Source organism: Sphingorhabdus sp. YGSMI21 (genome assembly GCF_002776575.1).
Classification (GTDB): Bacteria; Pseudomonadota; Alphaproteobacteria; order Sphingomonadales; family Sphingomonadaceae; genus Parasphingorhabdus.
This window is the reverse complement of sequence record NZ_CP022548.1, coordinates 3,279,586-3,296,551: the sequence shown is the minus strand read 5'-3', so window position 1 is coordinate 3,296,551 and position 16,966 is coordinate 3,279,586. Positions and strand designations below refer to the sequence as shown.

Annotated in this window: 16 protein-coding genes; 5 read left to right on the top strand and 11 right to left on the bottom strand. The window is 59.3% G+C overall.

Annotation, left to right across the window (positions count from 1 at the left end; genetic code table 11):
- Nucleotides 1-68: 68 nt before the first annotated feature.
- On the bottom strand, nucleotides 69-1,040 hold the full coding sequence (locus CHN51_RS15825; RefSeq protein ID WP_100094881.1) for a nitronate monooxygenase family protein: 972 nt from the start codon (nucleotides 1,038-1,040) through the stop codon (nucleotides 69-71).
- A gap of 78 nt (nucleotides 1,041-1,118) precedes the next feature.
- The gene (gene leuA / locus CHN51_RS15820; protein ID WP_100094880.1) at nucleotides 1,119-2,777 is read right to left on the bottom strand and encodes a 2-isopropylmalate synthase; all 1,659 of its coding nucleotides are present in this window, start codon (nucleotides 2,775-2,777) and stop codon (nucleotides 1,119-1,121) included.
- Nucleotides 2,778-3,165: 388 nt separating this feature from the next.
- Between leuA and CHN51_RS15815 the strand changes: the two genes are divergently transcribed.
- On the top strand, nucleotides 3,166-3,594 hold the full coding sequence (locus CHN51_RS15815) for a BLUF domain-containing protein (protein ID WP_100094879.1): 429 nt from the start codon (nucleotides 3,166-3,168) through the stop codon (nucleotides 3,592-3,594).
- On the opposite strand, the gene ilvC is transcribed toward CHN51_RS15815, so the two are convergent.
- From ilvC to miaA, 4 genes are all read right to left on the bottom strand, one after another.
- Complete coding sequence (gene ilvC / locus CHN51_RS15810) at nucleotides 3,591-4,610, bottom strand: ketol-acid reductoisomerase (protein WP_100094878.1); 1,020 nt, start codon at nucleotides 4,608-4,610, stop codon at nucleotides 3,591-3,593. The two genes, CHN51_RS15815 and ilvC, sit on opposite strands and share 4 nt — an antisense overlap.
- Before the next feature lie 92 nt (nucleotides 4,611-4,702).
- Nucleotides 4,703-5,218: an acetolactate synthase small subunit gene (gene ilvN, locus CHN51_RS15805; protein ID WP_100094877.1), complete on the bottom strand. Its 516-nt coding sequence runs from the start codon at nucleotides 5,216-5,218 to the stop codon at nucleotides 4,703-4,705.
- Nucleotides 5,218-6,963 carry an acetolactate synthase 3 large subunit gene (locus CHN51_RS15800; RefSeq protein WP_100095698.1) on the bottom strand — a complete coding sequence of 582 codons (1,746 nt, stop codon included), beginning with the start codon at nucleotides 6,961-6,963 and terminating at the stop codon, nucleotides 5,218-5,220. The genes ilvN and CHN51_RS15800 overlap by 1 nt, the downstream gene beginning before the upstream one ends.
- 118 nt (nucleotides 6,964-7,081) lie before the next feature.
- A complete protein-coding gene (gene miaA / locus CHN51_RS15795; protein ID WP_100095697.1) occupies nucleotides 7,082-8,017 on the bottom strand; it encodes a tRNA (adenosine(37)-N6)-dimethylallyltransferase MiaA in 936 nt (311 codons plus the stop codon).
- On the opposite strand from miaA, the gene serB reads away from it, so the two are divergent.
- Nucleotides 8,010-8,891, top strand: a complete 882-nt coding sequence (serB, locus tag CHN51_RS15790; protein WP_100094876.1) for a phosphoserine phosphatase SerB — start codon at nucleotides 8,010-8,012, stop codon at nucleotides 8,889-8,891. The genes miaA and serB overlap by 8 nt on opposite strands.
- A 7-nt stretch (nucleotides 8,892-8,898) precedes the next feature.
- Here serB and CHN51_RS15785 read toward each other — a convergent pair whose 3' ends face one another.
- Nucleotides 8,899-9,918 carry an SPOR domain-containing protein gene (locus CHN51_RS15785; RefSeq protein ID WP_100094875.1) on the bottom strand — a complete coding sequence of 340 codons (1,020 nt, stop codon included), beginning with the start codon at nucleotides 9,916-9,918 and terminating at the stop codon, nucleotides 8,899-8,901.
- A gap of 259 nt (nucleotides 9,919-10,177) precedes the next feature.
- On the opposite strand from CHN51_RS15785, the gene CHN51_RS15780 reads away from it, so the two are divergent.
- From CHN51_RS15780 to CHN51_RS15770, 3 genes are read left to right on the top strand one after another with little or no spacing between them, the layout of a single operon-like run.
- Nucleotides 10,178-10,900 carry a ParA family protein gene (locus CHN51_RS15780; RefSeq protein WP_100094874.1) on the top strand — a complete coding sequence of 241 codons (723 nt, stop codon included), beginning with the start codon at nucleotides 10,178-10,180 and terminating at the stop codon, nucleotides 10,898-10,900.
- A gap of 17 nt (nucleotides 10,901-10,917) precedes the next feature.
- Nucleotides 10,918-11,571 (top strand): hypothetical protein, encoded by a 654-nt coding sequence (locus CHN51_RS15775; RefSeq protein WP_100095696.1) that lies wholly within the window; start codon nucleotides 10,918-10,920, stop codon nucleotides 11,569-11,571.
- Between the two features lie 59 nt (nucleotides 11,572-11,630).
- The gene (locus tag CHN51_RS15770) at nucleotides 11,631-13,070 is read left to right on the top strand and encodes an SPOR domain-containing protein (RefSeq protein WP_100094873.1); all 1,440 of its coding nucleotides are present in this window, start codon (nucleotides 11,631-11,633) and stop codon (nucleotides 13,068-13,070) included.
- 30 nt (nucleotides 13,071-13,100) lie between these two features.
- Here the strand turns inward: CHN51_RS15770 and CHN51_RS15765 are convergent, their stop codons facing one another.
- Genes CHN51_RS15765 through CHN51_RS15750 form a run of 4 tightly spaced genes read right to left on the bottom strand, consistent with a single transcriptional unit; the run spans nucleotide 13,101 to nucleotide 16,918 of the window.
- On the bottom strand, nucleotides 13,101-14,321 hold the full coding sequence (locus tag CHN51_RS15765; protein WP_100094872.1) for a dihydroorotase: 1,221 nt from the start codon (nucleotides 14,319-14,321) through the stop codon (nucleotides 13,101-13,103).
- Nucleotides 14,318-15,310 (bottom strand): aspartate carbamoyltransferase catalytic subunit, encoded by a 993-nt coding sequence (locus tag CHN51_RS15760; protein WP_100094871.1) that lies wholly within the window; start codon nucleotides 15,308-15,310, stop codon nucleotides 14,318-14,320. Before CHN51_RS15760 ends, CHN51_RS15765 begins: the two co-directional genes overlap by 4 nt.
- Nucleotides 15,311-15,332: 22 nt before the next feature.
- Complete coding sequence (gene ruvX / locus CHN51_RS15755; RefSeq protein ID WP_100094870.1) at nucleotides 15,333-15,797, bottom strand: Holliday junction resolvase RuvX; 465 nt, start codon at nucleotides 15,795-15,797, stop codon at nucleotides 15,333-15,335.
- Nucleotides 15,794-16,918 carry a DUF3089 domain-containing protein gene (locus CHN51_RS15750; RefSeq protein WP_100094869.1) on the bottom strand — a complete coding sequence of 375 codons (1,125 nt, stop codon included), beginning with the start codon at nucleotides 16,916-16,918 and terminating at the stop codon, nucleotides 15,794-15,796. The genes ruvX and CHN51_RS15750 overlap by 4 nt, the downstream gene beginning before the upstream one ends.
- Nucleotides 16,919-16,966 lie beyond the last annotated feature (48 nt).

Sequence of the window (16,966 nt, the reverse complement as noted above, 5' to 3'; positions counted from 1 at the left end):
TCGGGCAATATATCACAGCTATCCAGCCCGGGCTGACCGGTTTTCAGCCAGCCCCGGGCTTTGCGCCCCTAATAGTTGAACCGTTCTTTCAGGCTTTCGCGCGCTTCGCGATATTCGCGTGTGAACTGGTCTACCATATCCTGCACGCTCATCACGTCGTTGATCAGGCCGATGCCCTGACCGCAGCCCCAGATGTCTTTCCAGGCCTTTTTCTCGGTATTACCGCCGGAACCGAAGTTCATGGTCTTGTAATCGCCCTGGGGCAGATTGTCGGGGTCGAGACCGGCATTCTCGATCGACTGGCGCAGATAATTGCCCTTCACGCCGGTAAACAGGTCGGAATAGACGATATCGGAGGCCTTGCCCTCGACGATCCCTTCCTTGTAGCCTTGGTCCGCATTGGCTTCCTTGGTCGCGATAAAGGCAGAGCCGGCATAGCCGAGGTCTGCGCCCATCGCCTGGGCTGCCAGAATAGAGGCGCCGTTGCCGATTGAACCGGACAGGGCGACGGGACCATCGAACCATTCGCGGATTTCCTGCATCAGGGCGAAGGGAGAAAGCGTGCCGGCATGGCCGCCAGCGCCGGCTGCCACCGGAATGAGGCCGGTCGCACCTTTTTCGATCGCCTTGTGGGCGAAGCGGTTGTTGATGATGTCGTGCAGCGTGATCCCGCCCCAGCCTTTGACCGCGGTGTTCAGATCCTCGATCGCGCCCAGCGAGGTGATGACGATCGGCACTTTCCATTTCGCGCAGGTCGCCATGTCCTGATCGAGACGGTCGTTGGACTTGTGCACGATCTGGTTGACCGCGAAGGGCGCCGCCGGCTTGTCCGGATTGTCGCGGTTCCATGCCGCCAGTTCTTCGGTGATCTGGTGCAGCCATTCGTCAAGCATCGACTGCGGGCGGGCGTTGAGGGCAGGGAAGCTGCCGACGATACCGGCCTTGCATTGCGCAATCACCAGTTCTGGCCCCGATACGATGAACAAAGGAGAACCGATAAGCGGCAGGCGAAGATTGTCGAAAATGGCTGGTAAAGTCATGGGCACCCCGATTTGAAAAAATATGCCACCGCAATAACCGATGCGGCGGCATATTCTACTGTTTTTTTAACCGAACGCTTAAATACGGTTCACGGCGCTCAGCAAAGCTTCAACAGAAGCCCGCGCGACATCGCTGTTTATGCCGACCCCGTAGAATTCTTTTCCGTCATCCGATTTGCATTCGACATAGGCGGCTGCCTGCGCGTCCTTGCCCGATCCCAGGGCATGTTCGGAATAGTCCTTGATCTCCAGATTGATGCCCAGAGCCGAGGACACAGCGTCGACCACGCTTGAAATCAGTCCGTTGCCGCGACCGCTGACTGAAATCTCGCCATCGGGCCCCTTGATCTTGCCGACAAAGACCCGATCGGTGCCGGTTTTGCGCTCTTCATAGTCGACCAAAGTATATTGGCCGCTGCCGTCGAGATGATAGCGTTTCCGGAACGCATCCCAGATATCGTCAGAGGACAGTTCGCGACTGGTCTCGTCGGCCAGTTCCTGCACCGTGCGGCTGAAATTGGCCTGCAGCCGCTTGGGCAGTTTCAGCCCGTGGTCCTGCTCCAGGATCCAGGCGATGCCGCCCTTGCCGGACTGGCTGTTGACCCGGATCACCGCTTCATAGTCGCGGCCGAGATCGCGCGGATCGATCGGCAGATAGGGCACGTTCCAGATTTCGTCGTTGCGCTGCTCCTGCGCGGCAAAACCTTTCTTGATCGCATCCTGGTGCGAGCCGGAGAAAGCGGTGAAAACCAGTTCGCCGGCATAAGGATGGCGGGCCGGCACCGGCAGCTGGTTGCAATATTCCACCGTTTTGACGATCTCGTCCATATTGGAGAAATCTATCTTTGGATCAACGCCTTGGGTGTAGAGATTCAGACCCAATGTCACCAGATCGACATTGCCGGTACGCTCGCCATTGCCGAACAGACAGCCTTCGACGCGATCCGCGCCGGCCATCATGCCCAGTTCGGATGCGGCAATGCCGGAGCCCCGGTCATTATGCGTGTGCAGGCTGATCACGACATGGTCGCGCTTGCTGATATTGTTGCACATCCATTCGACCTGATCGGCGTAGATATTGGGCGTCGAGGCCTCGACCGTGGCGGGCAGGTTCAATATCAATGGTTTGTCGGCGGTTGGTTCGATGATTTCCATCACCGCTTCCACCACTTCAAGGCTGAAATCCAGTTCGGCGGTGGAGAAGGTTTCCGGCGAATATTCGAAATGCCAGTCGGTGTCGGGATATTTTTCGGCCTGCTCGCGCAAGATCGTTGCACCTTCGCGGGCGATATCCTTGACGCCCTGCCTGTCGAGCCGGAACACGACATCGCGCCAGGCCGGGGACACGGCATTATACAGGTGGACGATCGCCGACTTCGCGCCCTCGAGGCTGGCGAAGCTGGTTTCGATCAGGTCGCGGCGCGACTGGGTCAATACCTGCACCATGACGTCATCCGGTATCCTGCCGGATTTGACGAGGCCGCTGATAAAGTCGAAATCGGTCGCGCCGGCGGACGGGAAACCGACTTCGATTTCCTTGATGCCAATCTTGACCAGCAAGTCGAAGAAACGCTGTTTCTTCTGCGCATCCATCGGATCGATCAGCGCCTGGTTGCCGTCGCGCAGGTCGGTGGAGAGCCAGCGCGGCGCTTTTTCTATTGTCCGCGAGGGCCATTGCCGGTCGGGCAAGTCGATTTGCGGGAACGGGCGGTATTTCTGTGACGGGTTCTTGTGCATGGCTTCACTCTTATGCTGCTGGAAATTGCGCGCAAGGCACAAATTCGCGGGTTTGCTTATAATATCTGGTAAATCGTCCCTTAGGCGGGGCGCTGCGCCATCAGGGCAGCAGCATTGGTACGCCTAAGGGCGTATAAGTCGTAGCAGCAATAGGGCCTGAGACCGTGTCATGCCGCCGGTAATATCCGGCCCGGCAGATAAATCAAGCGTGCCGACGAATTTTTTCTGTTTTCGGCAGCGGTCGGGCGCGTTCCGGACAGCCGGGGGCGATGGAAAACCGTCCGCAGGCAAGTCGGCCAACCGGTGCCGCGTGTCATTTTACGTTTAGTTACAATATTTTAAGAATGATGGATTAGGACCGGCACGAACTATCGATGGAAACGCGCTAATGTATTGTCTGGTTTACATGAGCAGGCCAACTCGCGAGATGAGCGGCGATGAGACCGAGGATCTGCTGCGGCGCGCGAAAAATAACAATGATCGTAACGGGATAACCGGAATATTGATCCATGATCGCCGGAGAAACTATCAATATCTGGAAGGGGGTGAGGCCGAGGTCGAGGCGACCTTTGCCCGAATTGCGACGGACCGGCGTCATCAGGCCATCATCCGTCTGAAAAGCGGTACTATCGGCCGGCGCCAGTTTCCGGAATGGGCAATGGCTTCAAAAACCGTGGCCGCCAACGAGAGCCTGAGAGACTCTGTGGAACGTCTGGTGCGACATTGCGACGAGCAACTCGCCACCGAATTGCTGAATTTTGCCGAAGCCCGGGACCGGGCGGCCGCGAATGAGGCCGCCCGCCCGGATAATATCTAGTTCTTTTCTTTGTCGACCAGCTTGTTGGCACCGATCCATGGCATCATGGCGCGGAGCTGGGCACCGGTTTCCTCGATGGGATGGGCCGCAGCCTGCTTGCGCGCTGCTTTCAGTTCCGGTTGTCCTGCCCGGTTGTCGAGAACGAAATCCTTGACGAAACGGCCTGACTGGATGTCGGCCAGAACGCGCTTCATTTCCGCCTTGGTGTCGGCAGTGATGATCCGTGGTCCGGTGGTGATATCGCCATATTCCGCGGTGTTGGAGATCGAATAGCGCATGTTGGCGATGCCGCCTTCATAGAGCAGATCGACGATCAGCTTTGTTTCATGCAGACATTCGAAATAGGCCATTTCCGGCGCGTAACCCGCTTCCGTCAGGGTTTCGAAGCCCGCCTGGATGAGATGGGTGATACCGCCGCAAAGCACGGCCTGCTCGCCGAACAGATCGGTTTCGCATTCCTCGCGGAAATTGGTTTCGATGATACCGGAGCGGCCGCCGCCAACGCCGGAAGCATAAGCCAGCGCCACATCATGGGCATTGCCCGATACGTCGCGGTCGATTGCGATCAGGCAGGGAACACCGCCGCCACGTTGATATTCGCTGCGCACCGTGTGGCCGGGGCCTTTGGGAGCGATCATGATCACGTCGAGATCTTCGCGCGCCTCGATCAGGCCGAAATGGACGTTGAGACCATGGGCGAAGGCGAGGGCGGCGCCCTCTTTCATATTGGCGTGCAGGTCGTCGGCATAAATAGCGGCCTGATGCTCGTCTGGCGCCAGGATCATGACGATATCGGCCCAGGCCGCGGCTTCCTGGTTGGTCATTACCTTGAAGCCGGCATCTTCAGCCTTTTTCGCGGTTGCCGAACCGGCACGCAGCGCGATGGCCACGTCCTTGACGCCGCTGTCGCGCAGGTTCTGCGCGTGGGCATGGCCCTGGCTGCCGTAGCCGACAATCGCGATTTTCTTGCCGGTGATCAGTCCGAGATCTGCGTCGGCGTCATAATAAACTTTCATTTTTCTTCCTTATAGTCAGATGTTTGCGAATAGGATTTAGGCTACTGTCGCAGCCGGAATTTGTGGGTCGGTCTAGATCGGATATTCCCCGCTCACGCCGTGTCAGGCCCCCGTCCGATGGCGACGACGCCGGTTCGGCCGACTTCCACCAGGCCGACTTCCCGCATCAAAGCCACAAATGTCTCGATCTTTTCCGGAGCCCCGGTAATTTCGAAGACAAAGCTTTCGGTCGTCGCATCGACAACCCGCGCGCGATAAATATCCGCCAGGCGCATGGCCTCGATACGATGCTCGCCCTTGCCGGCGACTTTCACCAGCGCCAGTTCGCGTTGCACATGCGGGCCGGACTCGGTTAGGTCGCGGACACTGTGGACCGGCACCAGCCGGTCGAGCTGGGCAATGATCTGCTCGATCACATGCGGCGGGCCATTGGTGGCAATGGTGATCCGGCTGACGGCATGGTCTTCGCTGATATCGGCGACGGTCAGGCTGTCGATATTATAGCCGCGCGCAGTGAACATACCGGCGATCCGGGCCAAGATGCCCGCTTCATTGTCAACCAGAACGGCAAGAACGTGGCGTTCGACGGCTTCTTCGTGAATATGCATCAGACTAGGGCCTTTGCTTGGTCGTCCATAGTGCCCTTTACGTCGGCTTCGGTGAGAAGCATTTCCGTATGGGCGGCACCCGACGGGATCATCGGGAAGCAGTTTGCCAGCTTGGCGACCCGGCAATCCACCATCACCGGTCCGTCGGTTTCGATCATCTTCCGGATGCCGGATTCGAGATCGGCAGGATCCTCGATCCGGATACCGGTCCAGTCATAGCTTTCGGCCAGCTTCACAAAGTCCGGGAGACTGTCACTGTAACTGTTTGAATAACGGCTTTCATAGGTCAGTTCCTGCCATTGGCGGACCATGCCCATATATTCGTTGTTAAGAATGAATATCTTGACCGGCAGGCGATATTGGCTGGCCGTACCGAGTTCCTGGATATTCATCTGGATCGATGCTTCGCCGGCAATATCGATGACGAGCGCATCGGGATTGCCCAGTTGCGCGCCTATGGCGGCGGGCAGGCCATAGCCCATGGTGCCGAGACCACCGCTGGTCAGCCATTTGTTCGGGCTTTCGAAATCGAAATGCTGGGCGGCCCACATCTGGTGCTGACCGACCTCGGTGGTGATGATCGGTTCGCGCCTGTGGGTTGCTTCCCACAATTTGCGGATCGCTTCCTGCGGCATGATTTCGGTTTTGCTCTCGGGATAATCGAGGCAGTTGGTTGCGCGCCAGCCGGTGATCCGGGCCCACCATTCCGCATGGTCCGGAGTCGCGAAGCGGCGGCCCTTCAGCACCGCGATCAACTGTTCCATCACCCGTCCGACATCGCCGATAATCGGCAGATCGACCCGAACGGTCTTGTTGATCGAGGAACGGTCGATATCGACGTGGATTTTCTTGCTGTTTGGCGAAAAGGCGTCAAGCCGTCCGGTGATCCGGTCGTCGAACCGCGCGCCAAGACAGATCACCAGATCAGCCTTGTTCATCGCCATATTGGCTTCAAAGGTCCCGTGCATGCCGAGCATACCCAGCCATTTGTCCGACGAGGCCGGAAATGCGCCGAGCCCCATTAGCGTAGACGTCACCGGACATCCCAGAATTTCGGCCAGTTCCCGCAGGGTCTCGCTGGCCTTTGGTCCGCTGTTGATAATCCCGCCACCGGTATAGAGGACCGGCGCTTTCGCGGCCATGATCATTTCGGCGGCGGCGTTGATCGCCTTGAAATCACCCTCGGTCTGCGGCTGATAGCGGGTGTTGGTCCGGGCAGCGTTGCTGCTATATTCTGTCGCCGCCACCTGGACATTTTTGGGAATGTCGATGACCACCGGTCCCGGGCGGCCCTGGGTGGCAATGTGAAAGGCTTCCTGGACAACCTGCGCCAGATCGGAAGGCTTTTTCACCAGATAATTATGTTTGGTGCAGTGGCGGGTGATGCCGACCGTATCGGCTTCCTGGAAGGCGTCGGTGCCGATCAGATTGGTTGCAACCTGGCCGGTGATGACGACCATCGGAATGCTGTCCATCAGCGCGTCGGTAATGCCGGTGACCGCATTGGTCGCACCCGGACCGGACGTTACCAGCACGACGCCAGGCTTGCCGGTGGAGCGGGCATAGCCTTCAGCCGCATGGGTCGCGGCCTGCTCGTGGCGGACCAGGATATGTTTTATCCGGGGGTGCTCGTAAAGCGCATCATAAATGGGAAGCACAGCGCCGCCCGGATAGCCGAAAACGGTATCCACGCCCAGATCCAGCAGGGTTTCGACCAATATATCGGCGCCGCTTTTTTCGGCCACATCATGCTCCATCAACTGTCTGTTACGCGTGCTCGCCCGCCATGATGCACTGCAACACAATAGGCAAGGCTTTATCAATTCGGGGCTGGCTACATATCTGAATATGTTATGTCAAGGCCTAATCGCGTAATATAATATCAAATATATCATCGATATTGATATTATCCATGCTTTCTACCCGGTGCCAGTCGGGCGGGCTCTGGTTGCGGAACCACGTATATTGGCGCTTGGCATATTGGCGGGTCGCGATCTGGGCCCGTTCGATAGCGACTTCCCTGCTGATATCGCCCGCTATCCAGGCCGCGATTTCCGTGACACCGATCGCCCGCATGACCGGGAGATTGCCAGGGAGATTGCGGGCCAGCAGGCGTTCGACCTCTTCCCGCGCGCCGCGCTCGATCATCATGTGCAATCGCCGGTCGCAGCGCTCGTAGAGCCATTCGCGAGGCGGCAGCAGCACCAGCGGATGCAATTTGATCCGGTTGCCGATTCCGCCTGTCTTGTGCCTTTGCCAATGGTCGAGCGTCTTGCCGGTCGACCGGACCACTTCCAGCGCCCGCTGGATGCGGGTGGTATCACCGGCGTTCAGCCTGTCCGCCGAAACCGGATCCAGCTCCTGAAGCGCGCGATATGCTTCCAATAGTTCCATTTTACGGATTTCCTGCCGGATAGCGGCATCGATTTCGGGAATCGGCGCGATCCCTTCGAGCAATATCCGGACATAGAGTCCGGTGCCGCCGACCAGTATCGGCAGCAGGTCGCGTTCGTGCGCTGCAGCGATTGCCGTCTTGGCGTCACTCGCCCAGCGCGCCGCAGAACAGGCCTCCATGCCGTCGATATAGCCGAACAGCTGATGCTCTACGCCTTGCATCTCGTCCCGGGTCGGGCGCGCGCTCAATATGGTGAGATCGCGATAGACCTGCGCGCTGTCGGCATTGATGATTACCGAGGGTTGCTTTTTGGCAATGTCCAATGCCAAGGCGGATTTGCCGCTGGCCGTCGGACCTACGACCAGCGCAACATTCTGGTCCTGTTTCGGAGAAATCATGTTCATCGCCACGCTCATAGCAAAAGAATCCCTGAATGAGAGAGATATTCAGTCGGCGATCGCCCGCCTGGGCGAGGCTGGTGTCACCATCGCGCGCCAGTCCGGCCTGATCGACGGACGGGTGCTGGATATTTTCTTCAACGGCGATCCGGGCACGGCGCGGAAATATCTGGAAGAGATAGATGGCGATATCGATGTGGCAGTGCAGCCGGAAGCCAATCGTCTCAAGAAACTCCTGATTTCCGACATGGACAGCACCATGATCACGGTCGAATGTATCGACGAACTGGCCGATTATGCCGGGATCAAGTCGGAAATCGCCGCCATCACCGAACGCGCGATGCAGGGCGAACTGGATTTCGAGGAGGCGCTGCGCGGCAGGGTGGCGCTGCTCAAGGGCCTGGAGACCGCCGCGATCCAGCTATGCCTCGATGAACGGGTCAGGATCATGCCGGGCGCCGAAACCCTGGTCCGGACCATGGCCCGCGTCGGTGCGACCACTATCCTGGTGTCGGGCGGATTCACAAAATTTGCCAAGCCTGTCGCGCAAGTCATTGGTTTTGAGTCCTTTCATGCCAATGTGCTGGGCGAATCCTCCGGCTTGCTGACCGGCGGGCTGGACGGGCCGATCGTCGATTCGGCCCGCAAGGACCAGCTGCTGCAATCCGCTGCGCAGGATGGCGGGCTTTCACTGCAATCCTGTCTGGCCGTCGGCGACGGGGCGAATGACATTCCGATGTTGCAAAGAGCCGGGCTGGGCGTCGCCTATCACGCCAAACCGAAGGCTGCGCAGGCCGCTGATGTGGCGATCCGCTATAACGATCTTACGGCGCTGCTATATATTCAGGGCATTGCCGCGGACCAGTGGGTTTCGCAATAGGTCTGGTTTACCGCTTCTTGGTAATGCAGTCATTGCCGGAAGCCTTGACACGACCGCACAGGGAATCGGCCTGCGCCCGGCTTTCGAACGGTCCTGCCTGCAAGCGCGTGATGCCGCCCGCCCTGACCAGATAGGGCTGCAACCCGGAAAGGGCGGAAACGCTCCCTTCAAGCCTGGTCCAGAGGGTCTTTGCCTTGTTCTCGTCGCTAAACGCGCCGAGTTGCACGCGCCAGTCGCCACTGGCGGCGGTCTGCACCGGCGCTGTTGCGGATGCGACAGGCGCTGCCGGCGCAGACTGCGGGGAAGGCGCATAGGTCACGCCAGGAGTGATCGGGCCGGCCGATGGCACCGGATCGGGCAGTGCAGGGCGGGATGGCGGCAGTTGGGCGGTCTGTACCGCTCCGCTGGACTGCGCCGGGCGCAAGCCGCCGATTTGCGCGGTTCTGACCCGCTTTTCATCCTGTTCCATCTGGCCTGCCAGTTCGACCGCCCGCCGCCGGTCCTCGACTGGAATGAAGCGATCCATTTGTGCCAGATTGGAGGTTGCCTGAGGCAAGTCCTGCGCCGAGGCGCGGGTCATCAGCGCATAGGCCCGGATCCAGTCCTTTTCGACAAAATCTCCGTTGAAATGGCCGGTTCCCAGAACATATTGCGCCCGTGGTTCGCCGCGCTCTGCCGAAGCCTGCAAATAGGGCAGGGCTTCGCTGCGCCGATTGTCCTGGAAGAGCACCAGGCCATAATTGTCATTGGCCTGCAAATGGCCCTGATCCGCTGCTTTCTTGTACCATTTTTCCGCTTGGGCCAGATCCTGCGGAACGCCGCGGCCAAGCTTGTAGGCCTGGCCCATGTTGAACTGGGCATCAGCATCGCCTCGCTCGGCGGGCCCGCGCCATTCGTTGATCGCCGTTTGGAAATCCCCGCGTCCCCACGCATCGACGCCGTCCTTCACATCCGCCAGAGCAGGTGTCGCACCCAGGATCAGCGCCAGACCGAATAACGGTGCGATGGAATTATGGGCCTTTTTCATGGATTTTCCTCGGTAATCAGATTTCAAAACTAGCGCCTTATCAACCGTTTGCATGTTGCTAAACCCCTGAGACTCTTCAAGTCTAGTAAAAACTGGAGAGGCGGCTCGGGAATCCTCTGCCGGAGAATGTAACCGATAATCGCGCCAGCGCAAAATTCCCCTCGATCCTGTTAACCCTATTTTAGCCCTGTTCTGTCACAAAAGCCGCAGATTAGAGATTTTCAGGCAGTGATTGCCGTGGTTGAACAAGGGGAAGAGCGTGCGAGTTCTAGCAATGGCTTCGCAAAAGGGCGGTTCCGGCAAGACGACTTTGTCGGGTCATCTGGCTGTGCAGGCACAACTGGCCGGGGCAGGTCCTGTCGTGTTGATTGACATTGATCCGCAAGGGTCACTGGCCGATTGGTGGAACGAGCGGGAAGCCAAGCTGCCCGCCTTTGCCCAGACCACGGTGTCGCGTCTTGCTTCCGATCTGGCGATATTGCGCCAGCAGGGCTTCAAGCTCGCCGTCATCGATACGCCACCGGCCATCACTATGGCGATCCAGAGCGTTATCTCGGTTGCCGAACTGATCGTTATCCCGACCCGCCCGAGCCCGCATGATCTCAGAGCGGTTGGTGCTACCGTCGATCTTTGCGAGCGGGCAGGAAAACCCCTGCTTTTCGTCGTCAACGGCGCGACTCCGAAAGCCAAAATCACATCCGAAGCAGCGGTCGCTTTGTCCCAGCACGGCACGGTTGCGCCGATTACGGTCCATCACCGCACCGACTTTGCCGGTTCGATGATTGATGGCCGGACCGTGATGGAAGTTGATCCCAAAAGCCGTTCGGCGCAGGAAGTCGTCCATCTCTGGTCCTATATTTCCGATCGGCTCGAGAAAAATTTCCGCCGGACGATATTCAGCGCTCCGGCGATGGCACAGAATGTCAATCCTGGCATGCAGCGACCCGGTGGCAATTTTGGCCGCCGTGTGGTTGGTTCGTGATGGGAGAGGCTGAAAAAATGAGCGATCCCAAACCCCTTGCATCCCTTTCGTCCAGCCTGCTGGCTCGCAAGGGCGGTGCAAAACCGGCGATGCGTCGTCAGGGCTACACGAATTTCCCGGACCATGGTTCCGACCTTGATGGCGCAATCCATGAGGACCTGGGCTGGGATGACATGGGCTATGATGTCGATCCCGATCATGACGCGCATCCGGTTGAACATATTCACAATCCCCTGGCCGGAGCGATTCCGAATCCCGGTGCCGCCGTCCGGCAGCAGCAGGAGGAAATTGCCGCCAAGCTGGGGGTGAAGCCTTCGACCGAGGATTCCACCAAAACGGACGCGGAAAATGCCGGCGATACGCCTGTTCCATTGTCGATTTCGCGGGACGTTCAAACGCTGGCCAAAAAGCCATCGGTGCTGGAATCCGCAAGGCTCCCGAAGGCCGAACCCAGAAAGCCCCGCCCGGCTACGAAATCCCGGACGCGCAAGGCGAAAACGGCATTCACTCTCCGTCTTGATCCCGAACGGCATTTGAAACTGCGCCTGGCAACCGCGGTAAAGAATATCTCGGCCCAGCAATTGGTGACCAGGGCTGTCGACGAATATTTGAAGACGATCCCCGAACTGGATGATCTGGCCGAACGCGTTCCGTCGCGCGGTTCTGTCTGAATCGGGCGAGAACAGAATTTAGAACGGAAACGACTGACTTTTATTGCGAGGGCATAAAAATGAAACGCGATGTAATTTTGAAAATGGCTGCTTCCTCCATGGTGTTTGCCACCGTGTTGACAGGCTGCGGTCCCTTTGGCGGCGGCTCGGTCGCATCCATGTCCAGCAAGCCGGCAACGGTCAAAGACGGTGCGAAATATGCCAAGAAGGCCGAAAAGGCCTTGGCGAAAGGCGATCTTGAAGCTGCGATCGCCTATGCCGAGCGTTCGGTTGCAGGTGTCGGCAGCGATCCCGAGACACGGGCGCTCCTGGGCCAAGCCTATCTGTCCGCTGGACGCATGGCTTCTGCCGAACGCAGTTTCCAGGACGCGATGGAACTCGGCAAGAGAGACGCGCGCACCATTTTGAGCCTTAGCCTCGCGCAGCTGGGGCAGGGCAAGGCGGACAAGGCGAAAGCCCTTGTCGTCAACAATCGCCAATATATTCCGGCTGCCGACTATGGCCTCGCCCTGGCGCTGGCCGGCGATAGCAAGACCGCCATTGAGGTTCTCGAGCAGGCGATCCGCGGATCCAATGTCACGGGCCGTACCCGCCAGAATCTCGGTCTGGCTTACGCGCTGGATGGTCGCTGGAAAGAAGCCAAGTTGATGGCAGTCCAGGACGTGGCACCGGCTGCGGTCAATGAACGGGTCATGGAATGGGCCCAGATGGCTCGCCCCGGCGCTTATCAGACCCGCATTGCCACCGTGCTGAACGTGACTCCGGTCGCCAATGATCCGGGTCAACCAGCGCAACTGGCGCTTCGCTTGAATTTTGCGCCGACCAACGTCGCTGCATCGCCCGAGCAGGATTATGGGCGCGAAGTCGCCAGCTTCGATCGCAACACGCCGCTGCCGGCCGTCGGACCAGCACCAAAAGCCGGCTCCGATGTCGATTTCCTCGCCAAGGAAAATAATGTCAAAGTTGCGTCGGTTGCATTACCGGCCAGCAGCGCGGTTGCCAAGGCAACGGCCCCGGCAGCCAAGGCACAGGCCAAGCCGGCTCTCGCTGCGACGCCCGCCAATTTTGTTGTCGAACGCGACAAGCCTGCACCGGTAAAAACCGCCGGCTTACAGAATTCGCCAGCCGCCAAACCAATATTGCAGAAGACGGCTTATCAGCCGGAATCGCAAACCGTGGTCTCGACCTCCGGTACCCATCTGGTCCAGCTCGGTGCTTTTTCCTCGCCAGCCAGCGCCAAGCGCGCCTGGGGAATTTTGTCGGCCAGAAACAGCGACCTGAAGTCGTTCCAATATGCCAGCTCACGAGTCAACGTGAAGGGACGGACGCTTTACCGGCTGGCAGCCATCGGCTTTGGCAATGCGCAAACCGCCGAAGCGATGTGTGACGGTATCAAGGCCAAGGGCGGCAATTGCATCGTGCGCCATGCGACGGGCATCAACAAGGTTGCGCCTTCACGCATGGCCAGCCAGGCCCCCAAGAAACTCGCTTCGCGCTAGGCAATCCAGAAACGTGATAAAGGCGGCGGGCTAATAAGCTCTGCCGCCTTTATATATGGCCGTTACCCGGCCCTGGACCGGCAGGCCGTCAAACGGCGTATTGCCGGCAGCCGCTGCCATTTTCCTTGTGTCCACCCGCCACGGCGCATCCTCGTCGATCAGGATGAAGTCGGCTTCATATCCCGCTTTCAGCAGCCCGGCCTCGACCCCCAATATCCTTGCCGGATTGGCGGACAATAGCTCGAACAGCCGCCCGGTCGAAATCACATCGTCGCGGACAAGTGTGAAGGACAGCGCCAGCAAAGTTTCCGCCCCGGCCATGCCCGGCGCAGCCTCGGCAAAGGGCAGGCGCTTGTCTTCGGGGCCTCTCGGATCATGGCCCGAAGAAATGACATCGATTGTCCCGTCCTTGACGGCCGCCACACAGGCCAGGCGATTTTCTTCGCTTCGCAGCGGCGGGGAAAGCCGGGCAAATGTCCGGAAATCGCTGATCGCGATATCGGACAGGAGCAGATGGGCAGGGGTGATGCCGCAGGTTACTGGCAAATTTTCGGATTTTGCCGCCCGGATCAGCTCGAGGCCGGCTGCGGTGGTGACCTGACGGAAATGGATATGGGCACCGGTTTCGCGGACCAGCGCGATATCCCGGGCAATTGCCACCGATTCGGCAGCAGCCGTGGCGCTGGCCAATCCCAGCCGGGTTGCGGTTTCGCCATTGGTGGCTACCGCATCGCCGGTCAGACCGGCGTCCTCGCTGTGCACGATCAGCGGCAGGTCCAGCGATTTGCAATATTGCAGCAGCCTCAGCATGATTCCGCTGTCGGCGATCCATTGCCGGCCCGTCGCCACGGCCTTTGCGCCCGAGCGCTGCATCAGGCCGATCTCGGCCAATTGTGCGCCTTTAAGCCCCTTGGTGGCCGCCGCGATCGGATGGGACCAGAGATCCGGTTTTCCCTCCACGGCATTATGCTTGATCATCGCGGGCAGATCGAGGATCGGGGCCTGATCCGGCATCAGCGCCGCCCGGGTGATCCCGCCGAAGCGGAACGCCGGCTTGTCGATCGCGAAAACGCCGAGATCGACGATGCCGGGCGCGAGAAGCCTGCCTTTGCAGTCGATTGTCTCGCCGCTCTCCCCGTCCTTGCCATCATCAGCCGCAGCGATGCGTTCACCTTTGACGACCAGATGGCCTTGCGTCGGCTGCTCTGCGTTCGGGAGAACCAGGCGGGCGTTGGTGAATATCTTTTTCATGACCAGCCCTCCACGCCGCGAGACTTGCGGGTCAATATGTCGAGACAGGCCATGCGCACGGCAACCCCCATTTCGACCTGTTCGGTTATCGCAGAATTTTCGAGATCGTCGGCCACTTCGCTGTCGATCTCGACGCCGCGGTTCATCGGGCCGGGATGCATCACCAGAGCATTGTCGTTGGCGCGCTGCAGCCGCTCCCGGGTCAGGCCGTAGAGATAATGATATTCGCGCGGGCTGGGGATGAAATCCCCGTTCATCCGCTCGTTCTGCAGGCGCAGCATCATCACCACATCGCTGCCCTCCAGGGCTTCGTCGAAATTGCTGAAAACCTCGACATTGAACCGGTCAAGATCGGCGGGCAGCAGGGAAGGCGGCGCGCAGACGCGAACCTTTGCGCCCAATGTGGTCAGGCAATAGATATTGGACCGGGCCACCCGGCTGTGCATCACATCGCCGCAGATGGTGACCGTCAGCCCGCTGATCTCGCCCCGCCGCCGCTGGATGGTCAGCGCGTCGAGCAGAGCCTGGGTCGGATGTTCGTGCCGCCCGTCGCCGGCGTTGAGCACCGGACAGTCGACCTTGTCGGCAATCAGCTGCACCGCGCCGGAGCTGCCGTGGCGGATGACGATGGCATCCGCCTTCATCGCATTGAGCGTGACGGCCGTGTCGATCAGCGTCTCGCCCTTCTTGATGCTCGATTGCGCCGCGTGCATATTGACGACATCCGCGCCCATCCGTTTTCCGGCTATTTCAAAGGACAACAAAGTTCGCGTGCTATTCTCGAAAAAGGCGTTGATGACCGTCAGACCATCGAGCTTGTCGGCATGTTTGCTTGATTTCTTGTTGAGATCGACCCATTGCTTGGCCTCTTCCAGCAGGAATAATATCTCCCAGGGCTGCAGCCCGGCGATACCCAATAGATGACGATGAGGAAAAGCATCCGATCCGGCTGGAAAGGTCTGCGACGATGCGGTTTTTTGCGATGTCATTAAAGCGGGTTCTATAGTGCCATCATGGCAGCGCGGCAAGCCTGTCGATGGCGCCCTGCAAAATATAGGCGGCGGCCATTTTGTCGACGACCTTGGCCCGTTTCTTCCGGCTGACGTCCGAAGCGATCAGATCGCGGGTGACCGCTTGCGTACTCCACCGTTCGTCCCAAAGCAGAATCGGCAGACCGAGAGGTTTGAGATTTTGCGCAAAGGCGCGTGCTGCCTGAGTCTGCGGGCTCTGGCTGCCGTCGAGATTGAGCGGCAGGCCAGCGACCAGTCCGACGATATTCTGTTCGGCGATCACCGTCTTGATACGTTCCAGATCCTTGGAGAATTTGCGCCGCTCGATGGTTTCGGCAGCGGTCGCGAAGGTCCAGTGCGAATCGCACAGGGCCATGCCCACCGTCTTGGTGCCGATATCAAGGCCCAGTAACCGGCCACCATCGGGCAGCGCCTGCGCGAAGGCGGCGACATCATCGGAGATCAACGTGCCGGAAATGCCGCCATCCTCCGGCGCGCATCCGCGCGAATATTGGCCCAGAACAGGCTATAGTCATAGACGTGGTAATTATTGCCGGGCAGGGCATAGGGGCCGAGCTCAGGCGGGTCACCGATCAGCAGAAAACCGCGCGGATCGCATCGGGCTGGTACCGATCCGACGGTGATGCTCGCCTCGCTCAGATCGTCGTTCGGGACAAGCGTGCCGAGATTGGCCGAAGCCGGAGAGGAGGAGTTGACGTCGCCGTTGACCGGATTGCTGCATAGAAGCTTGCTGTCCTTTCGCGGCTCGCCGTTGAAGCCGATGGTCATGTCATAGACTTTGACGATCCGGCCATAATCTGCGGGTTCGGCAAAGCTCTGCCAAGCCATGATGCAGCGGGTCTGATCGGGCGCTTCGCAAATATCGAGTCCCATTTCCGGAATATCCGTATCCACCGAAACCGGCCAGCCTACCACATAAGCGGCGACAATCCGGGTGGCGAGCGGTGTGCCCGCGACCCGGTCCTTGAGCAAATTGGTCAGATGCAGGCTGCCCTGGCTGTGTCCGGCCAGAATAATTGGCTGATCGCTTGGAATTTCCCCGACAAAATAATCGAAGGCCGCCAGTACGTCCTGATAGGCTGCGTCCAGCGCCCGCTGGCCTTCCGGCTTTTCGGTCAGAAACGCGCCGAGAGTCGCCTGGCGGTAGCGCGGGGCCCAGACTTGGCCGACCGCATTGAAGGCGCTGGCCTGTCCGCGCAGGAAAATGCGCGCCCGGTCTTGCGATTCTTCATCGTCGAGCGGCGCATTCCAGTGGTCCTTTTTCAGGAAGGACGTCGGGTGAACGAAGAAAACGGCGGCCTTTCCGGTCTCGGGGAGCGCGGGCTCGCTGTCCTCATAGCCTTCGGGAAGCCAGAGGGCGGGGTTGTCCTTTACCAGTTCGGGCCGGGCCAGCCACATCGCGGTGTCTGCATAAACATTGGTTTCCAGCACTTCCTGTGCCGCAAATTCGGTGTCGGGCACAAAGGCCACTTCCATCAGATCGTCGCCATAGACCTGATAAACAAATGCGCCGGCGAGCACGAGAATGACCATGCCTGCGACAAAATAAAGAAATTTACGGGCCAAAAGATACTCCAACCTGCTTGTGCCGCTTCAATCCGCTTGAAGCCGCTC